The sequence below is a fragment of the Nostoc sp. TCL240-02 genome, assembly GCF_013343235.1.
GTDB lineage: Bacteria > Cyanobacteriota > Cyanobacteriia > Cyanobacteriales > Nostocaceae > Nostoc.
In genome coordinates this window covers 4,302,422-4,327,580 of sequence record NZ_CP040094.1, presented here as the reverse complement: position 1 = coordinate 4,327,580, position 25,159 = coordinate 4,302,422, and the positions used below count along the sequence as shown (strand labels likewise).

20 protein-coding genes and 1 pseudogene are annotated in these 25,159 nt (G+C 41.0%); 13 read left to right on the top strand and 8 right to left on the bottom strand.

Annotation, left to right across the window (positions count from 1 at the left end; all coding sequences use genetic code 11):
* Positions 1–212 precede the first annotated feature (212 nt).
* On the top strand, positions 213–1,583 hold the full coding sequence (locus FBB35_RS18405) for a PrsW family glutamic-type intramembrane protease (protein WP_174710857.1): 1,371 nt from the start codon (positions 213–215) through the stop codon (positions 1,581–1,583).
* Positions 1,584–1,925: 342 nt separating this feature from the next.
* On the opposite strand, the gene FBB35_RS18400 is transcribed toward FBB35_RS18405, so the two are convergent.
* From FBB35_RS18400 to FBB35_RS18385, 4 genes are all read right to left on the bottom strand, one after another.
* Positions 1,926–2,573, bottom strand: a complete 648-nt coding sequence (locus FBB35_RS18400; protein WP_174710856.1) for a hypothetical protein — start codon at positions 2,571–2,573, stop codon at positions 1,926–1,928.
* Positions 2,574–2,720: 147 nt separating this feature from the next.
* On the bottom strand, positions 2,721–4,301 hold the full coding sequence (locus FBB35_RS18395; RefSeq protein WP_174710855.1) for a CHAT domain-containing protein: 1,581 nt from the start codon (positions 4,299–4,301) through the stop codon (positions 2,721–2,723).
* 278 nt (positions 4,302–4,579) lie between these two features.
* A complete protein-coding gene (locus FBB35_RS18390; protein WP_174710854.1) occupies positions 4,580–6,868 on the bottom strand; it encodes a protein phosphatase 2C domain-containing protein in 2,289 nt (762 codons plus the stop codon).
* A 517-nt stretch (positions 6,869–7,385) separates the two neighbouring features.
* Positions 7,386–7,751, bottom strand: coding sequence for an NAD(P)H-quinone oxidoreductase subunit M (locus tag FBB35_RS18385; RefSeq protein WP_174710853.1), 366 nt, complete (start codon positions 7,749–7,751; stop codon positions 7,386–7,388).
* An 880-nt stretch (positions 7,752–8,631) separates the two neighbouring features.
* Between FBB35_RS18385 and FBB35_RS18380 the strand changes: the two genes are divergently transcribed.
* Positions 8,632–8,916 carry an Npun_R1517 family heterocyst differentiation transcriptional regulator gene (locus FBB35_RS18380; protein ID WP_069070488.1) on the top strand — a complete coding sequence of 95 codons (285 nt, stop codon included), beginning with the start codon at positions 8,632–8,634 and terminating at the stop codon, positions 8,914–8,916.
* Between the two features lie 591 nt (positions 8,917–9,507).
* On the opposite strand, the gene FBB35_RS18375 is transcribed toward FBB35_RS18380, so the two are convergent.
* Entirely contained in the window at positions 9,508–10,203 is a 696-nt protein-coding gene (locus FBB35_RS18375) for a response regulator transcription factor (RefSeq protein WP_174710852.1), read from the bottom strand.
* 42 nt (positions 10,204–10,245) lie between these two features.
* Here FBB35_RS18375 and FBB35_RS18370 point away from each other — a divergent pair, with 42 nt between their 5' ends.
* The 4 genes and pseudogenes from FBB35_RS18370 to FBB35_RS18355 all read left to right on the top strand — a co-directional run bounded on the left by FBB35_RS18370 (position 10,246) and on the right by FBB35_RS18355 (position 14,604).
* Positions 10,246–10,419 carry a hypothetical protein gene (locus FBB35_RS18370; RefSeq protein ID WP_174710851.1) on the top strand — a complete coding sequence of 58 codons (174 nt, stop codon included), beginning with the start codon at positions 10,246–10,248 and terminating at the stop codon, positions 10,417–10,419.
* A 506-nt stretch (positions 10,420–10,925) separates the two neighbouring features.
* Positions 10,926–11,297 carry a hypothetical protein gene (locus FBB35_RS18365; RefSeq protein WP_174710850.1) on the top strand — a complete coding sequence of 124 codons (372 nt, stop codon included), beginning with the start codon at positions 10,926–10,928 and terminating at the stop codon, positions 11,295–11,297.
* A 477-nt stretch (positions 11,298–11,774) separates the two neighbouring features.
* Positions 11,775–13,444: pseudogene (locus FBB35_RS18360) on the top strand (ShlB/FhaC/HecB family hemolysin secretion/activation protein).
* 38 nt (positions 13,445–13,482) lie between these two features.
* Entirely contained in the window at positions 13,483–14,604 is a 1,122-nt protein-coding gene (locus tag FBB35_RS18355; protein WP_174709027.1) for an IS630 family transposase, read from the top strand.
* 122 nt (positions 14,605–14,726) lie between these two features.
* On the opposite strand, the gene FBB35_RS18350 is transcribed toward FBB35_RS18355, so the two are convergent.
* The 3 genes from FBB35_RS18350 to FBB35_RS34830 form a co-directional block, all read right to left on the bottom strand.
* Positions 14,727–15,305 (bottom strand): Uma2 family endonuclease, encoded by a 579-nt coding sequence (locus tag FBB35_RS18350; RefSeq protein ID WP_174710849.1) that lies wholly within the window; start codon positions 15,303–15,305, stop codon positions 14,727–14,729.
* 42 nt (positions 15,306–15,347) lie between these two features.
* Complete coding sequence (locus FBB35_RS34835; protein ID WP_254625611.1) at positions 15,348–17,750, bottom strand: S-layer family protein; 2,403 nt, start codon at positions 17,748–17,750, stop codon at positions 15,348–15,350.
* 132 nt (positions 17,751–17,882) lie between these two features.
* Complete coding sequence (locus FBB35_RS34830; protein ID WP_254625610.1) at positions 17,883–19,169, bottom strand: filamentous hemagglutinin N-terminal domain-containing protein; 1,287 nt, start codon at positions 19,167–19,169, stop codon at positions 17,883–17,885.
* Between the two features lie 335 nt (positions 19,170–19,504).
* Between FBB35_RS34830 and FBB35_RS34825 the strand changes: the two genes are divergently transcribed.
* From FBB35_RS34825 to FBB35_RS18325, 7 genes are all read left to right on the top strand, one after another.
* Entirely contained in the window at positions 19,505–19,864 is a 360-nt protein-coding gene (locus FBB35_RS34825) for an aromatic amino acid lyase (RefSeq protein WP_254625609.1), read from the top strand.
* Positions 19,836–20,249 (top strand): aromatic amino acid lyase, encoded by a 414-nt coding sequence (locus tag FBB35_RS34820; protein WP_254625608.1) that lies wholly within the window; start codon positions 19,836–19,838, stop codon positions 20,247–20,249. Before FBB35_RS34825 ends, FBB35_RS34820 begins: the two co-directional genes overlap by 29 nt.
* Positions 20,250–20,256: 7 nt before the next feature.
* Positions 20,257–20,679 (top strand): aromatic amino acid lyase, encoded by a 423-nt coding sequence (locus tag FBB35_RS34815; protein WP_254625607.1) that lies wholly within the window; start codon positions 20,257–20,259, stop codon positions 20,677–20,679.
* Between the two features lie 78 nt (positions 20,680–20,757).
* Positions 20,758–21,744 carry a class I adenylate-forming enzyme family protein gene (locus tag FBB35_RS18335; RefSeq protein ID WP_254625606.1) on the top strand — a complete coding sequence of 329 codons (987 nt, stop codon included), beginning with the start codon at positions 20,758–20,760 and terminating at the stop codon, positions 21,742–21,744.
* A 12-nt stretch (positions 21,745–21,756) separates the two neighbouring features.
* Complete coding sequence (locus FBB35_RS34810; protein WP_254625605.1) at positions 21,757–22,134, top strand: transposase; 378 nt, start codon at positions 21,757–21,759, stop codon at positions 22,132–22,134.
* Between the two features lie 40 nt (positions 22,135–22,174).
* Positions 22,175–22,714: an IS630 family transposase gene (locus tag FBB35_RS34805; RefSeq protein ID WP_254625604.1), complete on the top strand. Its 540-nt coding sequence runs from the start codon at positions 22,175–22,177 to the stop codon at positions 22,712–22,714.
* Positions 22,715–23,073: 359 nt separating this feature from the next.
* Positions 23,074–25,149: a tetratricopeptide repeat protein gene (locus FBB35_RS18325; RefSeq protein WP_174710848.1), complete on the top strand. Its 2,076-nt coding sequence runs from the start codon at positions 23,074–23,076 to the stop codon at positions 25,147–25,149.
* The last annotated feature ends 10 nt before the right edge of the window (positions 25,150–25,159 follow it).

Below are 25,159 nucleotides of genomic sequence, written 5' to 3'. Positions count from 1 at the left end.
CATGACAAGCCTATTTAGGACAAACTCTCAGTACATGGAATACTTATTAACATTAGGTGAAACAATTTGAAATTTCCCATCTAGAATTTTAAATTTCTTAGCAGTAAGTGAAGCTATAGTGGATTTAGCAATGCTGCTGTTAATGTGGCTAAGGTTAGTCCTGCTGCCAAATTATATGAAGAAGAATTAGTTTAGAAACGCACACTAACTCGATGACAGGCAAAAACGCAAGACATAATGCATTTCTGCGGCTAGTGTCTGGTAATGGGGCAGCTTCTGGATCAGAATCTCGCTACTCGCTGCCCCCCAGCAAAGAGATGGTAATTGGACGCGACCCTAGCTGCCAAGTTGTCTTGGATGCCATGATGTACCGAATGGTATCTCGTCGTCATGCGGTGGTTCGTCCCCTCTCTTTATCGCCAGATAGTAAATTCAGCTGGGTGCTTTGTGATTTAAATAGTGCTAATGGCACTTTTTTGAATGGACAACGCTTGTATGAATGTCAGGAATTGCACCCAGGCGATCGCATTTCTCTAGGTGCTGATGGCCCGCAATACGTTTTTGAGTACGAATTTACTTACCAAGCTCCGGCTACAACAGTTAACCAAGTTACACCATTACCTTCGGCAACAAATTACCACGGCCACACACAATTAAAGCAGCCAGATTCTGTTAGCTTCACTCAGCTTTTCCCCATTATTTCTACTGGTAAAGATTTAACTCGGAAAGCTTACCTCGTACCGGGAATACTGACCGTAATCTTTGTAGTGTTAATGTTTGCTACAGTCGGTCAGCCCCAAGCTAATCAAATTATCGTTGCAACTTATATCGCCTTCGCTGCCTACTATTTTGTTTACCAACTTTGCGGTAAACAAAAGCCTTGGTGGGTGCTAATGGCTGCGGCATTGAGTACAACGTTGATTTTACTCAGTCCACTGTTGGATCTATTTATTTTCGTGTTTCGCGGTATTCTTCCTGGAAACTTGCCCTCACCCCAAGAATCTACCACCTTTACAGAGTTACTGGTACGGATGTTTTTTGGTGCTGGGTTGATGGAGGAATTACTCAAGGCATTACCTGTGTTAGGGGCGTTTGCCATCGGTAGAATGTTATCTTCACCCTGGCGGGAAAAGATCGGCGTTTGGGAACCCCTAGATGGCATTCTCCTGGGAACAGCTTCTGCTGTGGGCTTCACTCTGTTGGAAACTCTTGGACAATATGTGCCCGATATTGCACAACAGGTAGGCATAGGTGCTGCTGGTCAACTAGCGGGTTTACAACTGCTAATTCCGAGAATTTTAGGCTCTGTAGCGGGACACATGGCTTATAGTGGCTACCTGGGCTATTTTATCGGGTTGGCTGTTCTCAAGCCCAGTAGAAGTTGGCAAATTCTTTCTATTGGTTATCTTAGTGCTGCTGCGCTCCATGCTCTGTGGAATGCTACAGGATCTATCAATGCCTTACTGTTGGTAGTTGTTGGGGTGTTATCTTACGCCTTTTTGATGGCGGCAATTCTCAAGGCACGGGCACTATCACCGACGCGATCGCAAAATTTCGCTACCCGATTTCTAGGCCCAAAATAAAAGATGAAAAAGCTGGAATCAGGGAGCAGAGGAGCAAGGGAATAATTTGAATATTTATATCTTTGGATAGATGGCCTAGTCAGAAAATAAGCGTACCGTAAATTTATTCTGGGGTGATTATGCCTAAAAAATAGAAATCATTTAACTTCTTGCAAAAGTCTTGATTTTCGACTCTTTTTTTGCGCCTCTGCGGAATGCAAATCAACATCTTTGCAAGAGATGACTCTAAACGTATAGCGATTACAAAGCGTGGGCTATGCGAACACAGCGCATGATGAAAATTTTAGCTTTCTCTACTTTTTCTATTGCCCGTCACCCACCAGTTGTCACCTGTTCTCTATTTTATAGTTCAGGCTGAGACTGGTTGAGTTGAGTAAAAGCATAAGAAGCGATCGCTAAAGTGACCTTTGCTTTCTCTACTTCTGATAAAGCTGTCCACTCGCTATTGTTAAGATTACTTATGGCAGATGCCGCGTTTTTCGATTCGCTACTTCGCATAGCGTAAGCAAAAGGACGAGCTAAAACTAAAAGATCCTCAGTTCCCCAAGTTGGTAATACTGTCTGAACGCACTCAACTAGTTGTTCACCTATTGATTGCTGGGCAGCAAAAATCTCAGCAGCTTTCTGGGCGATGGTATTGAGCAATGTTTGGGGGACACAGGCGGCAAAAGTTCTACGTAGTGTTTCTTGAAGATTTACCACCAGTGCCTGTTGGGGATCGTCATTATAGCTTGACGTAAGGGAGATATTAGACCAAAGTGTATCCAGATTACTATAAAAATCTTGCGATCGCGTCGTCAGTTCTTCCTCAACTAAATCTTGCATTTCGAACTGTTGTTCTAATTCCTGAAAATAAGCTTCTGATTCTTCATCAGCTGGATTCCAGGGATAGGTAGCATCGTCTGGTTCTAGTAGTGCTTCTAATAAATCTAAATCTACTTGAGATGGCAAAGAAGAGAAGGTGTCTGAGCCGTTAATTTGTTTAGCCATTTTTTATTTTCTCCCGGTTATTTGGTGGTATTGACAACTACAATTCCTTACAATAGATTTCCGCAAAAACAGTTAATTTTTTCTCTGGAAAAAATAGATTTTAAAAGCTGATGTTAAACATGAAAATCTATTTCTACAATAGCTATACTAGGAGTCTTCAATAATAAACTCCCAAGTTTCGCCTCTAGCACTTCCAAACTTTAACTGCATTCCCGATTTCAGGGGTACTTCCTCTCGGAGGATTTGTTGCCATCCATTAGGGCCTAAAAACCAGGTTGTACCGTATGTGGAAAAATCTTGCAAATAATAAGTTCGCACCAATGTAGCGTCAGTAAGAGTATTACGGCAGAAGATTTCGGCGTGGCGCTTGGATACAGATGGTTCGGCGATGACAATATCATTATCTTTCGTGCGACCAATGCGGGTGACTCCATAACGCAACAACCAGGTTTTACCTTTGGGAGTGAGCGATCGCAACGAAGCAGTCGGAAGCGGTGAACCGATATCAGGAATGGCTGTGTCTGGCAGTTCGGTAATCCCTTCATCTAGATTTTTAATGAGTTCGCCATTAAAATCTGGATGCAGGTAGAGAACAGGCAAAGTCCAAGCTGGTTGATTAAATTTATACAGTGTTAATAACTCTTGTCTAGCCAGTGATACGGCTTCATCTATGGGTTTGTGCGATCGCAAAGCTTCGGTAAACGCTTGAATAAAACTGTGGCTTTCGTGATCGGCGATTTCATCGCGCATCCCCAAAACGGCAGGCACACCATGACGAATCAGTACTTCGGCTAAACTACTGGCAGGTATAGCTTGATGATTAATAGCAGCTGGTTGTGCGCCCCAACAGGCGTTGAAAAGTGCTAGTTTCACACCTGTACGGGTCAATACTTGCGCCAATTCGATCCCATTCAGGGGCATATCTGGTCGCAAAAACAGTAATCCTCCATCTGCTCCTGGCAAACCATGTCCAGCGTAAAAGAAAACGTTGTATGCTTTGGTTTCTAATTCTTGAATCAACTCTTGTGGAGTTGGTTGTATAAGTTGATTCACTATACAAGGTGCATATCTTTGAGAATTACCATCCACAGGTGTATCTACAAGACTTTGCTGTAAAATAGCTGCTTCTTGTTCTAGTTGCAGCTTTTCATCATGACCTAAAACCAGCAAAATACTTAAAGCCTGGTCAGTTCGCAAATAAGGTAATGGGTCAACTTCACTGCTGGTACGACTAAATAGCAAATCTTGGGAGAGAGACATTGCCGATTGACCAGGCTCACGCTGCATAATTTCCCAAGGGAGAGCGATGAGATCCGGGTCACGAATTTCTAGCCGAAAGCGCAAACGTGTATGCTGACCCATAGCAATCCCGCGACTGCGTTCTAGACTACCGAGAATTTGCCCGTCAAATACCCAGCGCCATAAATTCATTCCCAAGTATTGCATCAGACGACTGCTGTAAGGCCCAGTGGTTTGACCAGAAGGGGGTGAAATCAAATCGATGGAGAATTGGTTTGACTTTTGAAATGTTGAGTTTGGGGAAATATCTAGCCGACTATGGCCAGCAAACATCTGCTGCCATTCTTGCCAAACTTGATTGAGTTCAACAGGCCATACACAGTCACGTAAAACGTAGCCACTGGGATAGGGAGCCTTGACCACCCAAATGGCGAAGTTGTCAGTGCCAGTGTTTAAGAGACGGGCGATCGCCAAATTCAGGGATGGCATGGATTCATAAAACTAAAAGCTAAAAACAATGGAAGGAGGCAGGAGGTAGGATAGCGCCGGCGGCAAGCGAGTCCACGAACTTCAGGTAGTTTTTCTCCAGGAATAACTGCCCTCTGCGGCTCGACTGAGCGATCGCCGAACGTCCTCCTGCCTTTCTTGATAATTTAAAATAACAATTCTTCAAGGTGAAAATTTTCTATTTTTTGACCTTGTAAGTTTTTTACTTTGATTGTTACTTGTTATTATTCCAGGTTTTTACCAGTTTATCGAGTATTTAATTAAGTTGGACTGGTGCCAGATGATGGAGTAGCTGACGGTTGCGTAATGGTTGGACATGGATTTGGTACATCTGATTGTAAAACAGATACACCAAAGCTTTTTAGTTGGGATAAGTCCAGCAATACTAGTTCCGGTAAAGGTTTCAAATTGGGTGGAACTGAGGAAGTTACTGCTGGTTTATTAGTATTAGCTGGAGTTTGCGTGTTTGTGCTTGGACAGACTCGCATAGAAACCGAAAGATTTCCAGAAGCAGATTTGGGATTTGGATTTGTGTTGATAACTTGTAAAAATGCTCCAGGGGGAAGCGATGGTTTATTTCTCAAGGGGATTTCCTTGTTGGTTTGAATTACCCAGCCAGGAGAAAGGTTATCAAGCGATCGCGCTGTGGGTGTTGCTTGGGTGGTAGGCTTTTGAGTTGGTGTGGGATTGGGAAGAAATGGAAATAAGCCTGATGGCGATCGCAATTCCTTCACGAACAGTCCTAAAGAGCCTGCTATCACCACAAATATTAAAGGAACAATCCACTGTAGCGGTAATTGGCGATTTTTAGCAGGCTCAGTGTCGGGAATCACCTGAGTTTTGTGGTTTAGGCTACCTAAAAGAGTTGCATCTGTTGCCCTGGATGCAAAATCAACAGTTTTGGCAGAATAATTCTCTGGAATGAAGGCTTTGATGGTAATTTCTGGTTCCCAGTATTGGACTTGATAATGGACTAAAGCGATGGTGACATTATCGTGTCCGTTTTTAGTATTAGCGATTTCGATTAATCTATCGGCAACATTGGCGATGTTTGCTTCCCCAACTAGAATCGGCAAAATTTCTGTTTCCCAGTATTCCTCCACCCGATCAAAATCACTCAAACCATCGGATGTGAGCAGAAAAATCGCATCTTCGTCGAGCATAAACCGTGCCGAGGTGGGATGCAATGAAGTGCTAGGCCCCATACCCAAAGCCTGGACGAGAGAGCCTGCCGAACTTTGTTGTACAGCATCGCGGTAAATGGCATAGCCTAGCCGCACTTCACGGGAAGCGACATCATCATCAAGGGTAACTTGATAACAGCCTTGGCGGGTAATCCAGTAAGCACGACTATCACCCACATGGGTAATATACATTTCGTGTGCAACAGGCAACGCCATGACTAAAGTTGTGCCCATGCGTTGCCGCCCTTGGCGGTTTTCACTGTCATTGCGCTGACTAATTTTGTCATTGGCAATTGCCACTGCTTTTTCTAGGTCATTCAGCAAAAGTGAGGGGTCTATGTGGTCGTAGGGAACTTTTGTTAATTGCTGTACCTGCTGCTGGATCGTTTCAATGGCTAAATTTGAGGCAACATTGCCACCTTCGTGGCCACCGATGCCATCACAGACGATTGCTAAAGCTGTTGGCTGGGGTGGTTTGCTTACTAGGGTTCCACTGGGAGGGCTACAGGCATCTTCGTTGCGTTGGCGACTTGGCCCGGTATCGGTTTTGGTGATAATTTTGATCGTGGGCGTTTGCGATCGCCCTAATTGTGCGAGTCCCTGATCTAAAACTGTAATCAATTGGTCAGTTGAGTTAATCTCTCCCTGAATTAAAGAAAGACTAACCTGCTCAACAAATTCAGTTATGGCTGGTTTGGTATCATTAACCAACTGCTGCCAAAATTCACCTAACTGCGGCAATTCTGGTGATATTTCGCTGTCGAAACGCAAATCCAACAACCGGACTAACGATCCTTCTACCCGTAATACAGATGAGTCAAGCAAGCTAGAAGCGACACCTTCACTTGCTAGAGGTTGCCACAGATGAGCTATTTGCCATAACCAATTGAGTTGGCGCATCGATGTTGCATCACGCCAAGCGGTGGTTAACTCGCTGCCCAAATATACTTGTTGGATTGTGTCATCTACTAATAGTGGCGGTTTTAATAGTGGCGGTTTTTCTAAGAGTAATATTTCTCTCTCATGGGAAGATCCGTCAGCTATAAAAATCACTCCATATACCTGTGGTACATGTAAGCGGTAGGGAATGAGTCTCAGGTAAGCTCTTAGAGGCTGTAAATTCTCTAATTCAGGCGTTAGCGCTAATAAACCAGGTTTCGTGTCTAAAAGAACAAATTTATCAACGACTAAATAGCGATCGGCTAATATTTCTCCAGGGCTACCCACACCTTGGCCATCTACCACAGCCCAGAGATAATTTTTGGGTAAGGGCGTGGAACATCGCTGGCAAAACTTGTGAGTCAGGGGGTTGGCAGCCTGACAATTTTCATTTGGACAGTAGAGCGTTGCCGCGTCATTTTCCATAGTTTCCGCACCGATCAGCGATTGGCAATTTCTTTAACAGCATTAGTAGGGACAATCTAGACCGCTCATCTTTCTTAAAATTGACATACCCAGACTTTAGATGATGATTTTAGCTGGCGGATATCAGCAGGTGCTAATACTTAACTTATCTAAAAAACACGCTCCTAAGTCAACCTTCCAGCCTCATCATAGCTTCTATTGCTCTGTGACTCTCAATCGCCAAAGCAACTAGCTCCAACCCTGTTAACAAAGCATAACCCAAGCATAACTGTGCCCCAAGCTTTTGCTGAATTATCGCATCATCAAGAGGCAGAGAATGTTGGCATTTATTTAGTTTATAAGTAGGATAGCAACAATTAACTTTAATTAAGAATTAAGAATAGCAAATATAATTTTGGCAAAAGTACCGGATGAATTCCCCCTCCCTACGTCGGGAAGGGGGTTAGATTTTTCGTGGGCTTTTGCAGATGAGTTGCCTGAATTGTCAGAAGGGTTCAGGCAGACTCCTAGCAACTCTTTAGCTTACTTGTTTGTCGTCAATTGCAACTTGGGGGACTCCCATACTGTAGTTGGTAACGCGCGCAGACAGATTGTAGCTGATTTCGCCGAGTTGCAAGAGCGATCGCAGATAATGCTCTAAGTCTGACCCCACACGGCGCAAATTATAGTCCGTGAGGTCTGCACCACTTGATTCTTCTACTAGTTCATCAAATTTTCGATAAACTTTTTGCAGCGTGTCTTCATTCCAGTTAAATTCGTTATCTGGGTCAATATCTAACGTTAAGACCTGTTGACTTGGAACTAGGTCGCCATCCCGATCAATTTCGCCTGCAAAAATGCGGACATGACGGGTTGTGGACTTGAGCAGCATCGGGTTATCCATAAAAGGGTGTAAGATTTTGGTGGATTACACTGAAATTATTGTAAACGCTATATTCAAGCTTGAATGCTCTCAATTTACAAGCTTTGAACGCAGTTTCAAAAGGGTATATTGAATAGGCATAAGTAAAAATATCACCTGTACTGATTAACTTACTACTTCTGTTATGAGTTCAAGACACATTTAGCAGCGAGTACTGACAGTAGTTCAATTCTTTTTCTGTAAAAATTACTTTTTCATTTAGGGTATACAAACAAATCAAAGTGGTGTGTGAATCTTAACTGCTGCTAGTATTTTCTCACTTATCAAGCCTAAAAACCAGTAAGATGAAGCACTCACTAGGAATAATTTGATCTGTGTACATTTTTTTATGCAGAACAAAAGTTTTTACCTTAATAATTCTGCTCACGAATTTCTTCGGAATTTTCTATTGCAAAAAACGTACATCAAGTAATTTTACTGAATAGTGCTACATCGACCTCTGGCTGTAATAATTTCAAAAAAATTAAGCGATTTTACTTACGTATAAACACCAAAATTAAAGTAACAAGTCCAACTGTTATTGACGTTCACATAAAGTTGATGTAAAAAGCTTTAAAAAGGTTTAACAACTTCTTACAGAAACTTTATTGTGTAGAATCTTAAAAACTGAATAATAGTTATGGCTTACCATAAGCTACATCTAGCACAGGAACATCAAAATCTAAACAGTGAAAATTTAGCTTGTAAATAAAACACAGGAGAGTGAAATGGATTACAAAAGTGATTGATGAAGAAAAATTCTTAATTCAAGCACTTTGGATTCAAAAGAGATATAAAGAATTTTTGCTGGACATCTACCTCCTTACCCTCATGACAACCAAGTAAAGGAATCTCAATAGTTATGAACTCCAAAGCATTACCACGCCAGATAAATAATCTCGAAGTAGGTGTTTATGAGTGCGAAATCCATCTCAAATTCCGGTTGATTGAGGAAAAGAGTCTGTTGAGCGATCGCGAGCAACTCTTACAAGTGCTACTTGATGCTTTGACCGAAGGCTCTGATGACTTTCTAGAGACGCTACAAGCGTCCGTTAAAGCGCAGGAAGTGTCTGAGTTTAAAGCTTCACCTCAAATGCGACGTCAGCTTATGCGCTTGCGTAATGCTGCTGAAAATCCACAAACTTAAAGGTGTAATTTAAGTAGTGAGAAGCATGAATTGGGCATCAAATCAAATGTTGATCCCATGAGCCCCGTTGCAATAAAAACTAAGCAGCAAGTAGAATTCATCAAAATATTATGATTTCTACTTTGTGAAAGTCTTATTTAGCAGCACAAAGTCCCAGGAACAGTTTCCTCTATTAAAAAACTTTGTAGCAAAGGGTACTGGTAGAATCTGAGAGAAAACTCAACCGGGTGCATTTTACCGAGTTTTTATCAAAAAATTGCAGGAAGAAAAAACCTGTGTCTTTACAGATGGGGAATTGGACAACAGGCGCAAATCCAATGAAAACCTAAAAGACCAAACTAAACATAAATAACCTTTCTTTTAGCTTTTTACTTTAGCTAAGTGCCTGATTTGCTGAAATACTTATGTTTTATCTATTACCAGTATTAGGTTATGGTTTGGCAGCCAGTTACCTATTACCAATTACCCACAGGCAGGGAGCAGGGGAGCAGAGGGGAATGAGGGGGATGGAGAAAACAATAATAATCAATGCCCAATGCCCAATGCCCACCTGCCCTGAGCGGAGCCGAAGGGATGCCCCATGCCCTATGCCTATTTAGCCAGACCGTGTTCTAGAGCAAAACGAACTAACTCTGTACGGCTATTAGTGCCAGTTTTACTAAACAAACGGCTGACGTACTTTTCTACATTGCGGACGCTGGTTTCCAAACGACGGGCGATTTCTTTATTCATCAACCCTTCAGCGACCAAGTTTAAAACACTTTGTTCTCTGGGAGTCAAATCAATTTTAAAAGGGGCTGGCGATTGGGAAATGGCATTTCTTTGGGTTAATAATGCTTTAATTTGGGCAATTTGATTAGCTAGTTCAGCAAGATCGGGTGTTTCAGCGTCATCTCCTGTAGTTGTAGCCTTAGCAGCGCGGCGGGCTAGCAAATTTTCGACTATAGCCACTAACTCATCAGGATCGAAGGGTTTGGGTAAATAGGCATCAACACCAGCATGATAGCCTTGGATGCGATCGCCAGTCATACCCTTAGCAGTTAAAAATACTACTGGCAGTGCTTGAAAGCGGGGGTCTTCTCGCAGTTGCTTGAGGAACTGATAGCCATCCACCTGGGGCATCATGACATCGGATATCACTAAGTCAGGTGTATTCATTTGCATCCATTCCCAACCTTCAAGGGCGTTACTGGCGACTTGAACGCTGAAACCGCTCTCTTGCAAATAGTCTTTCACGGCTTCCCGTATCCCTGGTTCATCATCCACCAGTAACAATTGTGCTGACATTTAAGATTTCCTTGAGTTTTCCTTTTTCCAATTTAGCGAAAGTTGACAGCCATTGAACATTCTGAATTTATCTCTACAGCCCCTAAAACTTCTAAAGTTGACATCTTGACCTCGTTCAACCCTTTAACTATCGCTACTATTGCTAATCATTTAGCTACCATCGGCGGTGAAGAGAATACAGACAATAGTTTTCGTCGTCGAGAATCTGTGGTGTGAAAAAAGTATTTGCCAAAAAGCCAGGGTTTTTGCCGGATAAAGAAAACCAAGTTCTTAATTTTGGATAAAGTCGAGTGAAGAAAGCAGGAACGACTGCGTGGAATGCGCCTGTGCGTGAGAGATATTCAGGACTTACGCAAAGAATAGCCCAACCCCTAATTTCCAGGTAGGGGTAATTCATGTAGATGCTTCTTCGGCTTCCCGCAGGGTATTGCCCCTACCGCGTGTAGTTTTGCGTAAATCCTAATATTTATATTTTTGACGGGCAACATTACAAAATCCTATATACAGTTTTCTGCAAAATAGCAGGTACTATTATGCGATCGCACCATACAAATTAGGCATGTATATGTGCATAAATGGTGAATGCATTACCTAGTCCTTTACCTTAATCTGAGTATTAAAGAAACGGTTCATAAATCGAAAAAGACAAAAATCATTAATTTATCAACCGTTGCTGATGAAATTTTTTGTAACTTTTACTAATTCAGATTGAGAGGTGTATTATGTTTTCTAAACTAGTTCGCAATACAGTTTTGGTAACAACTTTAGCGTTTCCAATAGTACCGTTAACAAGTCAAAATGCTCTGGCAAATGACATCTGTGATTTTTTAGTTTACAACAACAATGAGTTAGAAGTTACTCAACTATATGTATCCTCAGCAAAATCTAGATATTGGGGTAATAATATTCTCAATTCAGATATTATTAACGGTTCATTTGACATGATTACATTTGGCAATAGCAGCAATCAATGTACCTATGATGTTAAAGCCGTTTATAGCGATGGCACTTATGATCTCATGCGTCAAGCTAATCTTTGCAGCACCTATGGAATAACTTTTTACGGTCATGGAGGCGACTATCAAGAATATTAGGAATTTCCCAATGGGATTTATTGATGATTGCACTTTTATGCAATCATCAATAAATCTATTATGGTATTTTAATTAAATAATAATATTCTTTTCCACGCTGAGGTCTGGGAACACAATTACAGAGGCTCTACTAGTATCATGTCTGCTTGATTACTTATTAAATAGAAGTCGGATATAGCACTCTGATTTGATTCCTAAATCATTTGTAGAGAAAGAAAACACAAAACAGAGAATAAGTAATAAAGATGTACTGAGTTTTATTCAAAAATAAAATAGAGTCGGCTATCTGGATATTTTATCCTCTTAGGTAAATAAGTTTGCACAATAAAATCAAACTATGTAAAGAACAACGAACTAGGCTAAAATCCTTATACCTATTGCCTTATTCCAATGACAATTATCTACTGCCCACTTACTTAGGTATCTGATAGCAATTTGCAAAAATTTAGACACTATCTTTTAGACATTATATAAACAATGGGTTCCTACCTTCGATTTCAAAAGCTTTTTTTCATATTATTTTCCTGCATAAACATCACTCCAATCGCAGTATTTGCCCAATCGACACCCCCTTCTGGAATAACAATTCCCCCTGATATTCCACAGAAAGTGGAAGAAATCATTCCTCAACCATCACCAAGTATTGCTCCCCCTCCACCTGCACCAACTGTTCCTATACTCCCATCACCGCAACAGGAAAATCAACCTAATACCACTTTTCCTAGCGGCGAAAGTTTCTTTGTCAAAGAAATCCAAGTCACAGGCTATTCTGTTTTAAAAGATGAAATCATTAAGTTAAAACAACCCTTAGAAAATACAAACATCACATTTGAGCAATTATTGCAACTGCGATCGCAAATCACCAAACTCTATGTTGATAATGGCTATATCAGCAGTGGTGCATTTATTCCCAACAATCAAGATATCGCTAGCGGTGTTGTGCAAATCCAAGTTGTGGAAGGCGAACTTGAAGGAATTTCTATTTTAGGGTTAGAAAGATTGCAAACTGTATACGTGCGTTCCCGGATTGCACGGCTGACGGGTAAGCCTTTAAACCAAAAACGCATTGAAGAAGCGCTGCAATTATTACAACTTGACCCCGTAATTGAACGAGTCAATGCCGAGTTAACCGCAGGTAGCACCCCAGGTGGCAATATTTTACAGGTGACAATTACCGAATCGCCACCATTCCATGCTGGGGTGAACTTTGCAAATAATCAATCACCTAGCGTTGGTTCAGAACAAGGGAGTGTTTTTATTGCTCACGATAATTTATTAGGGTTTGGAGATAAATTCAGTGCTGAATATGCTGGTAGTGAAGGGTTAGATATTTACAATATCAATTATTCTATTCCCTTTAACGCTCTAGATGGAACTATTGGTGTCCGCTATAGTAACAGTGCTAGCCGGATTATTGAAAGCGAATTTCGTGACTTAGATATCCGCAGTGAAGCCGAAACCCTTCTTTTAACATCCGTCAACCGCTAACCTACACGCCAAACAACGAATTTGCTCTCTCGTTGGCATTCGATTTACGGCGCAGTCAAACCTACATCCTCAATGATATTCCCTTCTCCTTTACTGAAGGGCCTGAAGATGGGGAATCAAGAGTTACGGTAATTCGTTTTTCGCAAGATTGGTTACAAAGTAATGCTAACAGTGTCTTAGCGGCGCGATCGCAATTTAGTTTTGGCATCGATGCTTTTGATCCAACTATCAACGATAGTGGTACTGATGGGCGTTTTTTCTCCTGGGTAGGACAATTTCAAGGGGTGCAACGGCTGTCTCCCCGCATTTTGATGTTGGCCAAAGTTAACACTCAACTTACCCCTGATTCCTTACTTTCGCTAGAAAAAATCAGTATTGGCGGAGTAGATACAGTGCGTGGCTATAGTCAAAATCAAATTGTTGCTGACAATGGGGTAATTGGAGGCGTGGAAGTTCGTATTCCCCTAGCATCAAATGTGGAAACTTTACAGCTAATACCATTTTTTGATATCGGCACAGCTTGGAACAATCGCAGTATTAATGCTGACCCAAAAACCATTGCTAGCCTGGGTTTAGGCTTGAACTGGCAACCTTTAAACGGATTGGTATTACGTGCAGACTATGGTATACCACTTATGGGTAAGCTAATCGGTACTTAAGTTGCATAATAAGAAGATGAAGCCGTTTCAAAGCACCTATGCCGCCACCAGCCAAGAACTTTTTAACACAGGAGCAAGTCAGCAAGCTACAGGAAGCTCTAAAAGAGAGCAACCTACCGCATATTAGGGAAAGAATTCTAATTATTCTTCTGCAAAATGATGGGAAGCCACAACACGAAATTGCAAAATTTTTAGGCTGTTCGCATAGAACAGTGGCATATTGGTGTATGCATGGAGATCCAGATAATTTAGAAACCTTACATAATAAAAGAGAGTACGAACATTGGCGAAAAGCCACTCCTGAATATATTGAACTTTTATTAAAAACTGTTGCTCAAGAACCCTCATCATTAGGTTACGAATTTGGGAAATGGACAGCAGAAAGATTAGCTACTTATTTAACCGAGAAAACAGGTATTGATTTAAGTAGCTCTCAAGTGAGGAGGATATTAAAGCGAAAAAAGTATAGTTATATTTGGGCTAAATATGATCTAAAGGATAAACAAAATCCAGTAGATAGAGCAAAATTTAAAGAAAAACTTACCCAATATTTATTGATTGCACGAGAACAGCCAGAGCGTCTACAGGTATGGTTTTGGGACGAGAGCGGGTTTAGTTTACGTGTAATTCGACGCAAGAATTGGAGTAAAAAAGGAAAACGTAAAAATGTTCCAGGGCAACGGCGTTGTGGTCGGGTTAATGTGATGGGAGCAATCCGAGAATTAGACCGAAAGCGGGTATGCTTTTTCGTGAAAAAAGGTAATGCAGATATTTTTTACGAGCAATTACAACTATTATTTGAATTAATTAAACAGGAGTGGATAAGTAAAGGAAACCTTGGCGAAGATTTTGTAAAATCTGGGCCGAAGATTATTTTAGTTTTAGATAATGCTAGTTTTCATAAACGCAAAGACATTATAGCTAAAATATCTGAAGAGTTCCCAAATTTTGTTTTAGAGTTTTTACCCCCTTACAGCCCTGATTACAATATTATTGAGTTAGTCTGGCACTCATGTAAAGAATATATTGCTCATCGCTTATTTAAATCAGTAGATGAATTAAAATCACTGCTAGATAAGCTTTTGAATCAAGGCGAGTTAGTGATTAAGTGGCATCGCCAAATCAAAAACAAAGGCAATCTCAGCTATATTGCAGCTTGAATGCCGATTAGCTTACAAGCGATCGGGGGACTTCACTGCAAGAGAATGGCTTTAATTTTTCAGTCCGCTATCAACCATTTTGAACCACATCTACAGAAAAAGCGATCGCACTATAAATCAAGCTATTCTTCTGCTTCAAAAATAACACCTTCATACAGTGGTGCGATCGCTAACTCAAATTCGATGCTGGATAGGGTAATCATATCTCCCTCAGTGTAGGGATAATAAAGCCACATTTTGCCCTCTCCCCGACAGTAGCGTTCGACGGAAATTTTTTCCGAATCTATCAATAAATATTCTTGTAAAGAAGGAATTTTCAGGTAATTGGTGAATTTTTCGCCCCTATCTTTCCCGCTTGTAGTGGGGGAGAGAACTTCGGCAATAATTTTTGGGTTTTGAATAAATTTGCGGGCATTCAGGTCTTGAGGGTCGCAACTGACGATAACATCAGGGTAATAATAAGGACTTTCAGGAGTAACTTGTACTTTCACATCTGACACATTTACTCGACAACCTCTAGCCCGTAAATGTGGGCGTAAAGCTGTGTAAAAATTAAGTGCAATATCATTGTGGGGAATTGTACCACCCGTCATTGCAAAAACTTCGCCGTTGACATATTCATAACGAAGTTCTTGCTGGAGTTCCCATGCAAAATACTCCTCGATGGTCATTTTTGGCGGTTGCTGGGAGATGGCTACCATAGTCAGATTTTTCCAGTTTGTTTTGATTTTAGCGAATCAACACTAATTAGAACATTCTCGACTCAATAGCAACTGTCCATTATTCAGCCGATATAATCCTTGTGGTTCGATAATCGCATCGCCTTTCTTCCAGGGACGAGATGTAGTTTCAACACCTCTCACCTCGCCAGTTGTGTAGTTAGAAACCAAAACCCCAGGACGATTAGGAGTCAAAGCACCAGAACCTGTGATGGTAAAAGAGTTTTCTTGCCGCTTAGTACCGCGTGAAATGCAACTATTAGCGATGAGTGCGTTGGTATCGATAGCTGGAGGTAATTCGCTGAAGCCGTTTTGAATGGAACTGGTATCGGGTGCGTTAATGTTGACAACACCTGAAACGCCTTGTTCTGAACTGGCGGTAATGTCACTTTTTTCGGTTGGTTTTTTCCGCGACTCGATACCAAAGACACCTTGAGAATTGATTTCCACTTTGCCACCTGTTCCTGTGAAGGCATTGGCTGCGATATCGCTGTTTTCTTCGGGGACGGCAATGATAAATCTTGAATCGATATTGATGTTACCACCATCACCGCCTGATTGTGCTGTACCTGCGGTGGTCGAAATTTGGCTACCGTTACGTAATAATAAGCGATCGCTGGCAGTTAAATTAATATTTCCACCATCACCAGAGTTGGTTATTGCTGCAATAGCTGCTTTGTTATCAAGTGCTGTAGAAACAGAATTAATATTAATATCTCCGGCTTTTCCTTGCCCAAAGCTGCTTGAACTGATTCCCCCGCGATTTAAAAATAAAAAATCTGTTGTCAGGTTAATATTACCTGCATTGCCTACAGCATCTTGATTGACTGTACTAAAAAGACCGCTAAAAAAACCTGTGGCGCTAACACCGTCAATTAAAATGCGATCGCGTGCATCAATGGTAATATTACCCCCATCGCCTTTAGAAGTAGTACTAGCATTGACTACTCCACCGTTGGTTAACGTTAGCGTCCCTGTTTTAACCTGAATATTTCCACCATTCCCGCTTCCAGCAGCAAAGGTATATGCCGCACTTGGCACATTTTCACCACTGCTTCTGTCAAAGGTAACGGCATCGCGCGTATCGATAAAGATATTACCACCATTACCTGGACTACTACTAAAAGCTTCGAGTGTAGCACCATTTTTTATAAATAGTTCCCTCGCTTTGATGTCAATATTCCCAGCGTTACCCGTGCTATTGCTTATCGTTGAAGTGCCTACGGAAGCAAATAAACCATTTTCCCCACCATCAAGAGTTACTGTATCGCGGGCGTTGATGGTGATATTGCCTCCATTTCCCTGTCCAGCTGTATCTCCAGAAATGGTTGCGCCGTTGGTGACGGAAAATGACCCTGTTGTAATTTTGATGTCACCTCCTTTCCCTTCACCACTCACCAAGGAACTGAATAAACCGCTACTTATATCAATTTTGCCAGTGCGATCGCCAAGAATAAAAGTTACATCCTTTACAACACCATCAATTTTGACAGTATCACGAGCATTTATGGTGATATTTCCACCATTACCTTTTCCTTCTTGATGTGAAGAAGATATCCTACCGCCATTTGTTAAAAATAGCGATCCCGTTTCAATTTGAATATTTCCGGCGTTACCATTGTATGCTTCCGTAAATGCACTACTAGGGAAATCATTATCGGCTATGCCATCAAAAGTAATAGTATTTCCAACATCAAGAAAAATATTACCTCCATTTCCTTGTTCGTAGTTACTAGTATTTAGTCGTCCGCCATCTTTAAATAGTAAATTACTTGCAGTGATGCGAATATCACCATTGCCTATCGCGTTACCAACACCTTCAGTTGACACTATACTGCCAGATTTTGCCCTGCCCCCAAAACCTGAAACTGTGACATTATCGCGGGCATTAATAGTAATATTTCCGGCATTCCCGACTCCATAAGTAAAGCTAGATATTCCGGCACCATTAGTAACAGAAAGTGATCCTGTTGTAACTTGAATGTTTCCTGCTTTCCCGACACCTCCAATAATTAAGTCGCTTTGCAAACCACTGGACTGATCGTAATCCAAGTCATTAAGGGAAAACTTCCCCGCGTCGATGAAAACGCCATCTAGCTTGACATTACCAGAGGCTTCGACAGTAATATTTCCAGCATTACCTTGCCCTGATACACTTGTTGATACTTGACTACCGTTAATTAACGAGAGGGAACCTGTTTTAAGATAAATATTTCCTCCGTTACCTACCCCTACCCCCTTATTAAAAACATCACTACTAGCGGTGCTATTAGTATCAAAGACTATGTTATTCAGGGCGTTAATGCTGATATTTCCACCGTTTCCTTTGCCACTGGTACTGCTACTAATAAAGGCTCCATTAGTAGCTTTTAGCGTACCTGTCGTGATTTGAATATTACCTGCGTTACCTTCAGCAGTGGGTTGCACATCATTAATAATCCGGCTAAAGAGATTACCGTTATTACCATCTAATGAAATATTATTACGAGCATTAATGATGATATTACCAGAATTACCTTTTCCATAAATGCTACCTTGAATTTCCGAACCATCCTTTATTTATAAAGAATTGGTATTGAGCGTAACGTTACCACCATTACCTATAGCGCCTTCATTTACCTTGACAACAATTCCGTTAGCTTCCCCTGGTATCGAGTTACGAAAACTGATATTACCTTGAGCATTGATATTTACATTTCCGGCATTGCCTTGTCCGTAGAGATTAGCATTAATGAGTCCAGTTTTTTCTAATGTCAATGTCCCAGTTGTAATATTGATATCGCCAGCTTGAGCAAAAGCTTTTTCTTGCACTACGTTAGCGATCCCACTTTCATCTATTAATGTTGTATCTGCTGTAGCATTAATAGTAATATCTCCACCCTTACTATTTGGAGTACCTAAACCTGTATCTATTCCTGCTCTTAATATACTTCCCGCAACTAAATTTACATTTCGAGCCTGAATTGTGATATTACCGCCATCTGCACCGCGAACATTAACTTCTGCACCATTACTCAGCGAAACATCGGCGCGTTCCACATTCTCAGGTATTACTAAACCAAAATTATCACCCGTAATATTCAATCCCACATTTCCCGGTGCAGCCAAACCTGCTAACTCAACGTTTCCGCCATAAGCGCGAATTCCGCCACCATCTATATTGATATTTCCACCAACTAGCAGCAAGCTTTTACCATCAGCAACTTGTAAACCCGTAACATCTTCACCGAGGGCATTTGTCCCTGCGGGTGCTTGGGATTGATTGATAATTCCTCCATTCGCTTGGATTTGATTAAACAGCAATACTGAAGGATTAATAGTCAACAATGGCACGGCTTGGGGATTTGTTGCACTAAAAACACCTTGATTGCCAAACTGAATTCCATTTGCAGTCGTCCCCACAAAGGAACCTTGTACATCTAAACTGGCATTTTTGCCAAACACAATGCCATTGGGGTTGATCAAAAATAAATTTGGACTAGAATTACCAAATGTGCCAAGTGTCCCCAAAATTTCTGAACGGTTATTACCTGTCACCCGTGCCAGAATATTCTGGATATCTGCGCTAGGACTGAAGAAATATGCTGCCCGTCCCTCGCTGATATTAAATTCTTGAAAGCTGTGAAAAAGATTGATTTGGCGAGTTGCACCACCAGTAATTACTTCTATGGGTAGTCCTCTCAAGTTACCTATAACTTGAGAGGACTCAGCGCCAAGTGTGTTGTCGGGTACGATATTACTTTGTTGTGCCTGGGTTTTAGCAGTGAACAGACTTGCACTTAAACAGCCCAGTAACCCTGCTAATCCAAACTGCAAACACTTGTGTAATCCGTATTTGATCGTCATTGGGTGCTATTCATATAGATTATTTGAGTATCTAATAGAACTGCACCTTTGGATAATCAATAAACTAATATTCGTTAATTATGCAGTTTTCTGCAATGGTGCGATCGCATTTCTGCATTTTCCAGGTATCAAAACTGCACACAAACAAGCAGAAAAAGTAGATGTGTAGCATGAAGATGTCGGATATTGTGTAACTCATCGGCAACAGTAAAACTACTGAACGCTAATTAGTCCCTTGCTTTTTAGGCTAAGTAATTACACAACTTAAAGTTTTTACAAGTTAATTGCATATTTTAGCCTGAATTATCAAATCATTAGTCACAACTTTTAGAAATATGGATACGCTTCGTTTAAGTAAAAACACTGCTGGTAAAACTGCATTTACTTTTGTACACAATTCTGATGATACTGTGGTTGTAGGCGATCGCTATCTCACTATCGAAGAAGTAATTAGTGTAGCGCGTTATGGGGCGCAGGTACGTTTAACTGACAATCTCAAAAGTTTAGCTAATGTCCAAGCATCCTGTGATTTTATTCACCATGTGGTTGAATCTGGCGACCCTATTTATGGTGTGACAACTGGTTTTGGTGGTATGGCCAACGTGGTGATTTCTCCTGAATCTGCGGCTTTGCTGCAAAATAATTTGATGTGGTATCACAAGGTGGGTGCAGGAAAAAAAATTACCTCTGGCTGATGTCCGCGCTGCGATGCTTCTCCGTGCAAACTCCCATATTACTGGTGCATCGGGGATTCGTTTGGAACTTATCAAGCGGATGCTAGTATTTTTAAATGCTGGTGTTACACCCCATGTCTGCGAATTTGGCTCAATCGGTGCGAGTGGTGATTTAACGCCTTTAGCATATATCACAGGGGCATTGATTGGTTTAAATTCTAGTTACACCGTAGACTTTAACGGTGAAGAAATGGATGCACCAACAGCACTGAAAAAGCTGGGTTTAGAGCCATTGCAATTACTTCCCAAGGAAGGGTTAGCAATGATGAATGGTACTTCGGTAATGACTGGAATTGCCGCTAATTGTGTACAACATACGTTTGAAGGGGTTACAAATTACTGGTAATTCGATTATGCCCCTATTAACTTTCTATGGAAATTCTATTGCTGATAGATATCCTACCCATGCGGAACAATACAACCAGAATATTAATAGTCAAGGGTTTGCTTCGGCGAATTTAGCACGAACCAGTGTAGAAGTTTTTCAGCAATATATGGCTGTGGCTTTGATGTTTGGGGTGCAATCGGTGGATTTGCGTACATACACGATCGCAGGACATTATGATGCGCGTGCAACTTTGTCTCCCGCAACTAGGGATTTATATATGGCGGTACGGAATGTGGTGGGGCGATCGCCATCTAAGGAGCGTCCCTATGTGTGGGATGACAACGAACAAGCTCTGGATTTACATATTAGTAAAATTGCGGTTGATATTGCGGCTTGTGGAGAAATTGTGACTGCTGTTAGTCGAGTTTTATCTAGTTTGAATAAATAAACAGAAACGAACCGCAAAGGAAGAAAGTTTAAGAGAGATTTTGCATTTTCTGAGTATCAAATTCTCCATTCCCTAACTATGAATATCGCACATCATGTAGAGCGCGGTCATCGGCTATATCCCAACAAGACCGCCATAGTTTACGAAGATAAGTCTTATACTTACAGGCAACTTGACCGTTTAGTGAATTGTACAGCCAATGCTTTGCGTGGATTGGGCATTGTAAAAGGCGATCGCGTGGCGTTGTTTTTACCCAATATACCGGAGTTTGCGATCGCTTATTTGGGGATTTTGAAAATTGGTGCGATCGCAGTTTCACTAAATGTCATGCTGAAGTCTGCTGAGGTTAGTTACATTCTCAATGATTGCACTGCTAAAGCTATTGTCACCACAGAATCGGGTCGTTTGCAATTAACAGAGGCTGATTTACCCCATTTACAACATATTCTCATTGCTGAAGGTGTTGTTAATAACGACATAGATTTTGCAGATTTGATTTCAAACGCTTCTCCCATCACTCGCGCTATGGAGATGGAATGGAACTCTCCAGCTAGTATTGTCTATACTTCTGGTACTACAGGCTTTCCCAAAGGTGCAACACTTTCCCACGGTAATATCATTTCTAATATCTCTGCACACAATCGTTGTTGCGAGATGAGTCGAACTGATAGATTGCTACTGTATGTACCACTGTTTCATTGCTTTGGTCAAAATGCAATTTTCAATGCTGGTCTAAATGTTTGTGCAACTATCCTTTTGCAAAGGAGATTTGATTTAGATCAAGTCTTAGAAAGCATCGAAAAATATCAAGCCACTATGTTTTTTGGTGTACCCACTGTATTTATTCGATTACTGAATCAAGACACCTCTAAATATAACTTTAACAGCTTGTGTTATTACTTTAGCGCTGCTGCTCCAATGCCTGTAGAAATTGCCAAGTCTTGGCAAGATAAGTATAAAAAGGTGATTCATGAAGGATATGGTTTAACCGAAGCTTCACCTTGCGCTAGCTATATAGCGGTTATCAGTCTACTTCAGTACAGTAGGAGAGAGCAATTCTACTGATAATTGGTGGTGATGAAAGCCTACTCTCTCGACTTGCGTCAAAAAATAGTTGATGCTTATGCCTGCGGTGACATTTCCCAACGAAAACTGGCTAAAAACTTTGGTGTCACCTTAAGTTTTGTGCAAAATTTACTCAAACGCCATCGAGAATTGGGGATGATAGGCCCCAAGGTGCGGACTGAGCAGACAGCAACAAAGTTGAATGCTGAACAGTTAGAAATCCTGCGCCAACTCGTCATAGCACAGCCCGATGCGACGTTAAGCGAATTGCGGGAACGACTTTACGAGAAAACAGAGGTCTTAATTGGGGTAGCTACGGTGAATCGGATGGTTCGCTGGAAACTTCACCTCAACCTCAAAAAAAAAGTCTCCACCTCACAAAAAAGGTAGTGATGAAGTCCAACTAGCCCGATTTGAGTACTGGAAACTCTTGAGGGGGATACCCGTCGAAGAGCTGATTTTCTTAGATGAATCGGGAGTTAATCTGTCCTTCATCCGCAAATGTGCCCGCGCCTTGCCTGGCCTTCGGGCCTATGCTCAAAAGCCCAACCGCAAAGGGAAAAATGTCTCGGTAATTGGTGCAATTAGCTTGAAAGGACTGCTCACCCAATGGAGTGGCTTAGGTTCTATCGATGCTTTGACTTTTGATGCCTTCATCGCCCAAAAGCTCGTACCCAAACTTTGGCCTGGTGCAGTGGTGATCATGGATAACTGCTCAATCCATAAAAGTGATGAACTTGAAGCTTTGCTCATCGCTGCTGGCGCTCATCTCATTTATCTCCCCCCCTATTCTCCCGATTTTTCACCGATTGAGAATTGTTGGTCCAAGATTAAGAACATTCTCCGTCGCATCGGTGCAAGGACATACCCTGATTTACTCCAGGCATTAGATACGGCATTCGCAGAAGTGACAATAGAGAATTTGCTGGGTTGGTTTACTCACTGCTGCTACTGTACCTCACAAGACTGATAACCGCTATAGCAACATCCGAAGGTATTTCAGTATATGCTCTAAGAAAGCCTTGATACTCCTGCAATCTGTCCTCCTTATGTTAATAAATTCTTATTTTTATTGCTTGGTTTTCGCCGCCTTTGGCAGTAGTTTGACCTTAGTAATGTTATAATAGTACTTCACAAAAAATAATGTTAAAAACTTGACTGCACCCCAGCACTAAAGTTTTACGTATACGAAGAGACCAGGGAATAGATTAGTTAAAGATTATTCAGAATTTCCCAGTATCTCTATAACATTTCACTACTTAATTCTGTTATAGATTGGAAAGAGGCACGCCGCTTCAAAAACTGACCAACAGACTGAAAATGGTTGTTATGAAGAGCAAAAATCAAGCTGTTTTCGCTTTAATTGTAAAAAGTACTATTGTCTTTTTACCCTTACTATTATCCGTTGGAATTGCCAGTGGGCAATCTTCACCATCACCTTCCCCAGCACTAACCCAGACTTCGGTGTTGTCGAATCAAGAACGGGAAGAATTAACACGACTACGAGCAGAAAAGCGAATTCAACAGCAAGTCCAATCTGATTTTAATAGTGCTTTTAGTCGTACAACTATTTTACTCAATGTCTGGCTAGTTATATTAAGCCTATTTCCAGTCGCAATCATTGCTTTATTTTGGCTACTGCGACGGGTGGTAATCCGTGAAATTGTTGATAGAGCGATGCAACAATTACAGGGAATGGAAAATTTGCAAAATCAGCTAACTAGCGTTAAGCAAGAGGCTGAAAATGTTATTCAAGAAGCTAAAAAAATAAATTATGAATTAGAGCAAGAGACGGTTATTTTACAACAAAAAATTAAATGCGAACAAGAAAATTTATCTACCCTGACATCGGAACTAGATTTAGCAAAATCACAGGTATTAAGTAGATTAGAAACTCAACTCAAAAAATCTCAAGAAAATATAGAAATTTTAGAGTCAAATTTTGCTTCGGGTCTATCTAAGTTAGAGTTGGATACTCAACAGCAAAGAGAAATAGCACTAGAAACTATAGGAAATTTAACATTTGTTCTGACAGAAAAATTGTCTCAGTTAAAGTTGAGCGTACAACAAAAGCAAGAACTAGCCTTTACTGATTTAGAAGGATCAAGGTCTGAGTTCATATCTCAACTTTCTGGATGGCAGTCTGATGCTCAAAAGCAAAAGGATATAGTTTTTGAAACTTTGACCAAGTTGCAATCAGAATTTGCCGATCAATTATCAGAATTACAGGTAGATGCTCACCACAAAAAAGAGATTGCATTTGAGAGTTTAGGAAAATTAGATAATGAATTGAAATCTCAGTTATCAGAACTACAGGCGGATGCTCAGGAGCAAAAAAATAAAATTGTTGAAAGTTTAGCAGCATTGCAGTTAGAGTTTGCTGAACAACTATCTGAATTACAATTAGATGCTCAAAAGCGCAAAGAGTTAATTATTGAAAATTTAGAAACATCTGGTTCTGAATTTAGTTCACAATTTTCAGAATTACAATGGAATGCTCAACAACAAAAAATTCTCATTTTGGAGAAGTTAGAAAGATTAGAAACTGAGTTTGTCTCTCAACTATCGGAGTTACAATTGGATGCCGAAGAGAGAAAGGATCTTATTCTTCAAGAACTAACTGAAATTACACCTGAATCTATCTTAGAGGCGGTGAATTATGAAGTTAAGGAAGAAAAAGAAATAGAGGAACAGCCACAACAACCAAAATTGACTGCTGAGGAGTATGTAAAAGAGGGAGATAGGCTGTTTTCTCAAAAGCGCTATGAAGATGCGATCGCAGCTTACAACCAAGCGGTTAAAATCCAACCTGATGAACCTGTGGCTTGGTTAAAACGAGGTCTAACTCTCGGAAGGTTGAAACGCTATAAAGATGCGATCGCATCCTACAATCGAGCTATTCAGATTCAACCAGATTACCATCAAGCTTGGTGTGATCGCGGCGTTGCTTTTGGGAAATTACAACAGCATCAGCAAGCCTTTGCTTCATTTGAGAAAGCTACACAAATCAAGCCTGATGATGCTGTTGCTTGGTTAAATTGCGGTCTTTCTCTCGTAACGTTGGAACAGTATGAAGAGGCAATAACGTCTTTTGATAAAGCGCTGGAATTTCAACCTAATTCTCCCAAAATCTGGGATAAACGCGGTTATACCTTGGTAAGATTAGGACGCGATGATGAAGCGATCGCTAGTTTTAACAAAACTTTAGAAATTAAGCCAGATTATGCCAGTGCCTACTATAACAAAGCAGCCTGTTATGCACTGCAAAGACAAGTTGAACTATCTCTGGCAACTCTGAAACAGGCAATTGAACTTGATCCCAGGTATAAAGAAGATGCAGCAACTGACCTAGATTTTGATGATATTGCCGATGATGAGCGCTTTAAGCAGTTGGTTGCAGAGTAAAGAGTCATTT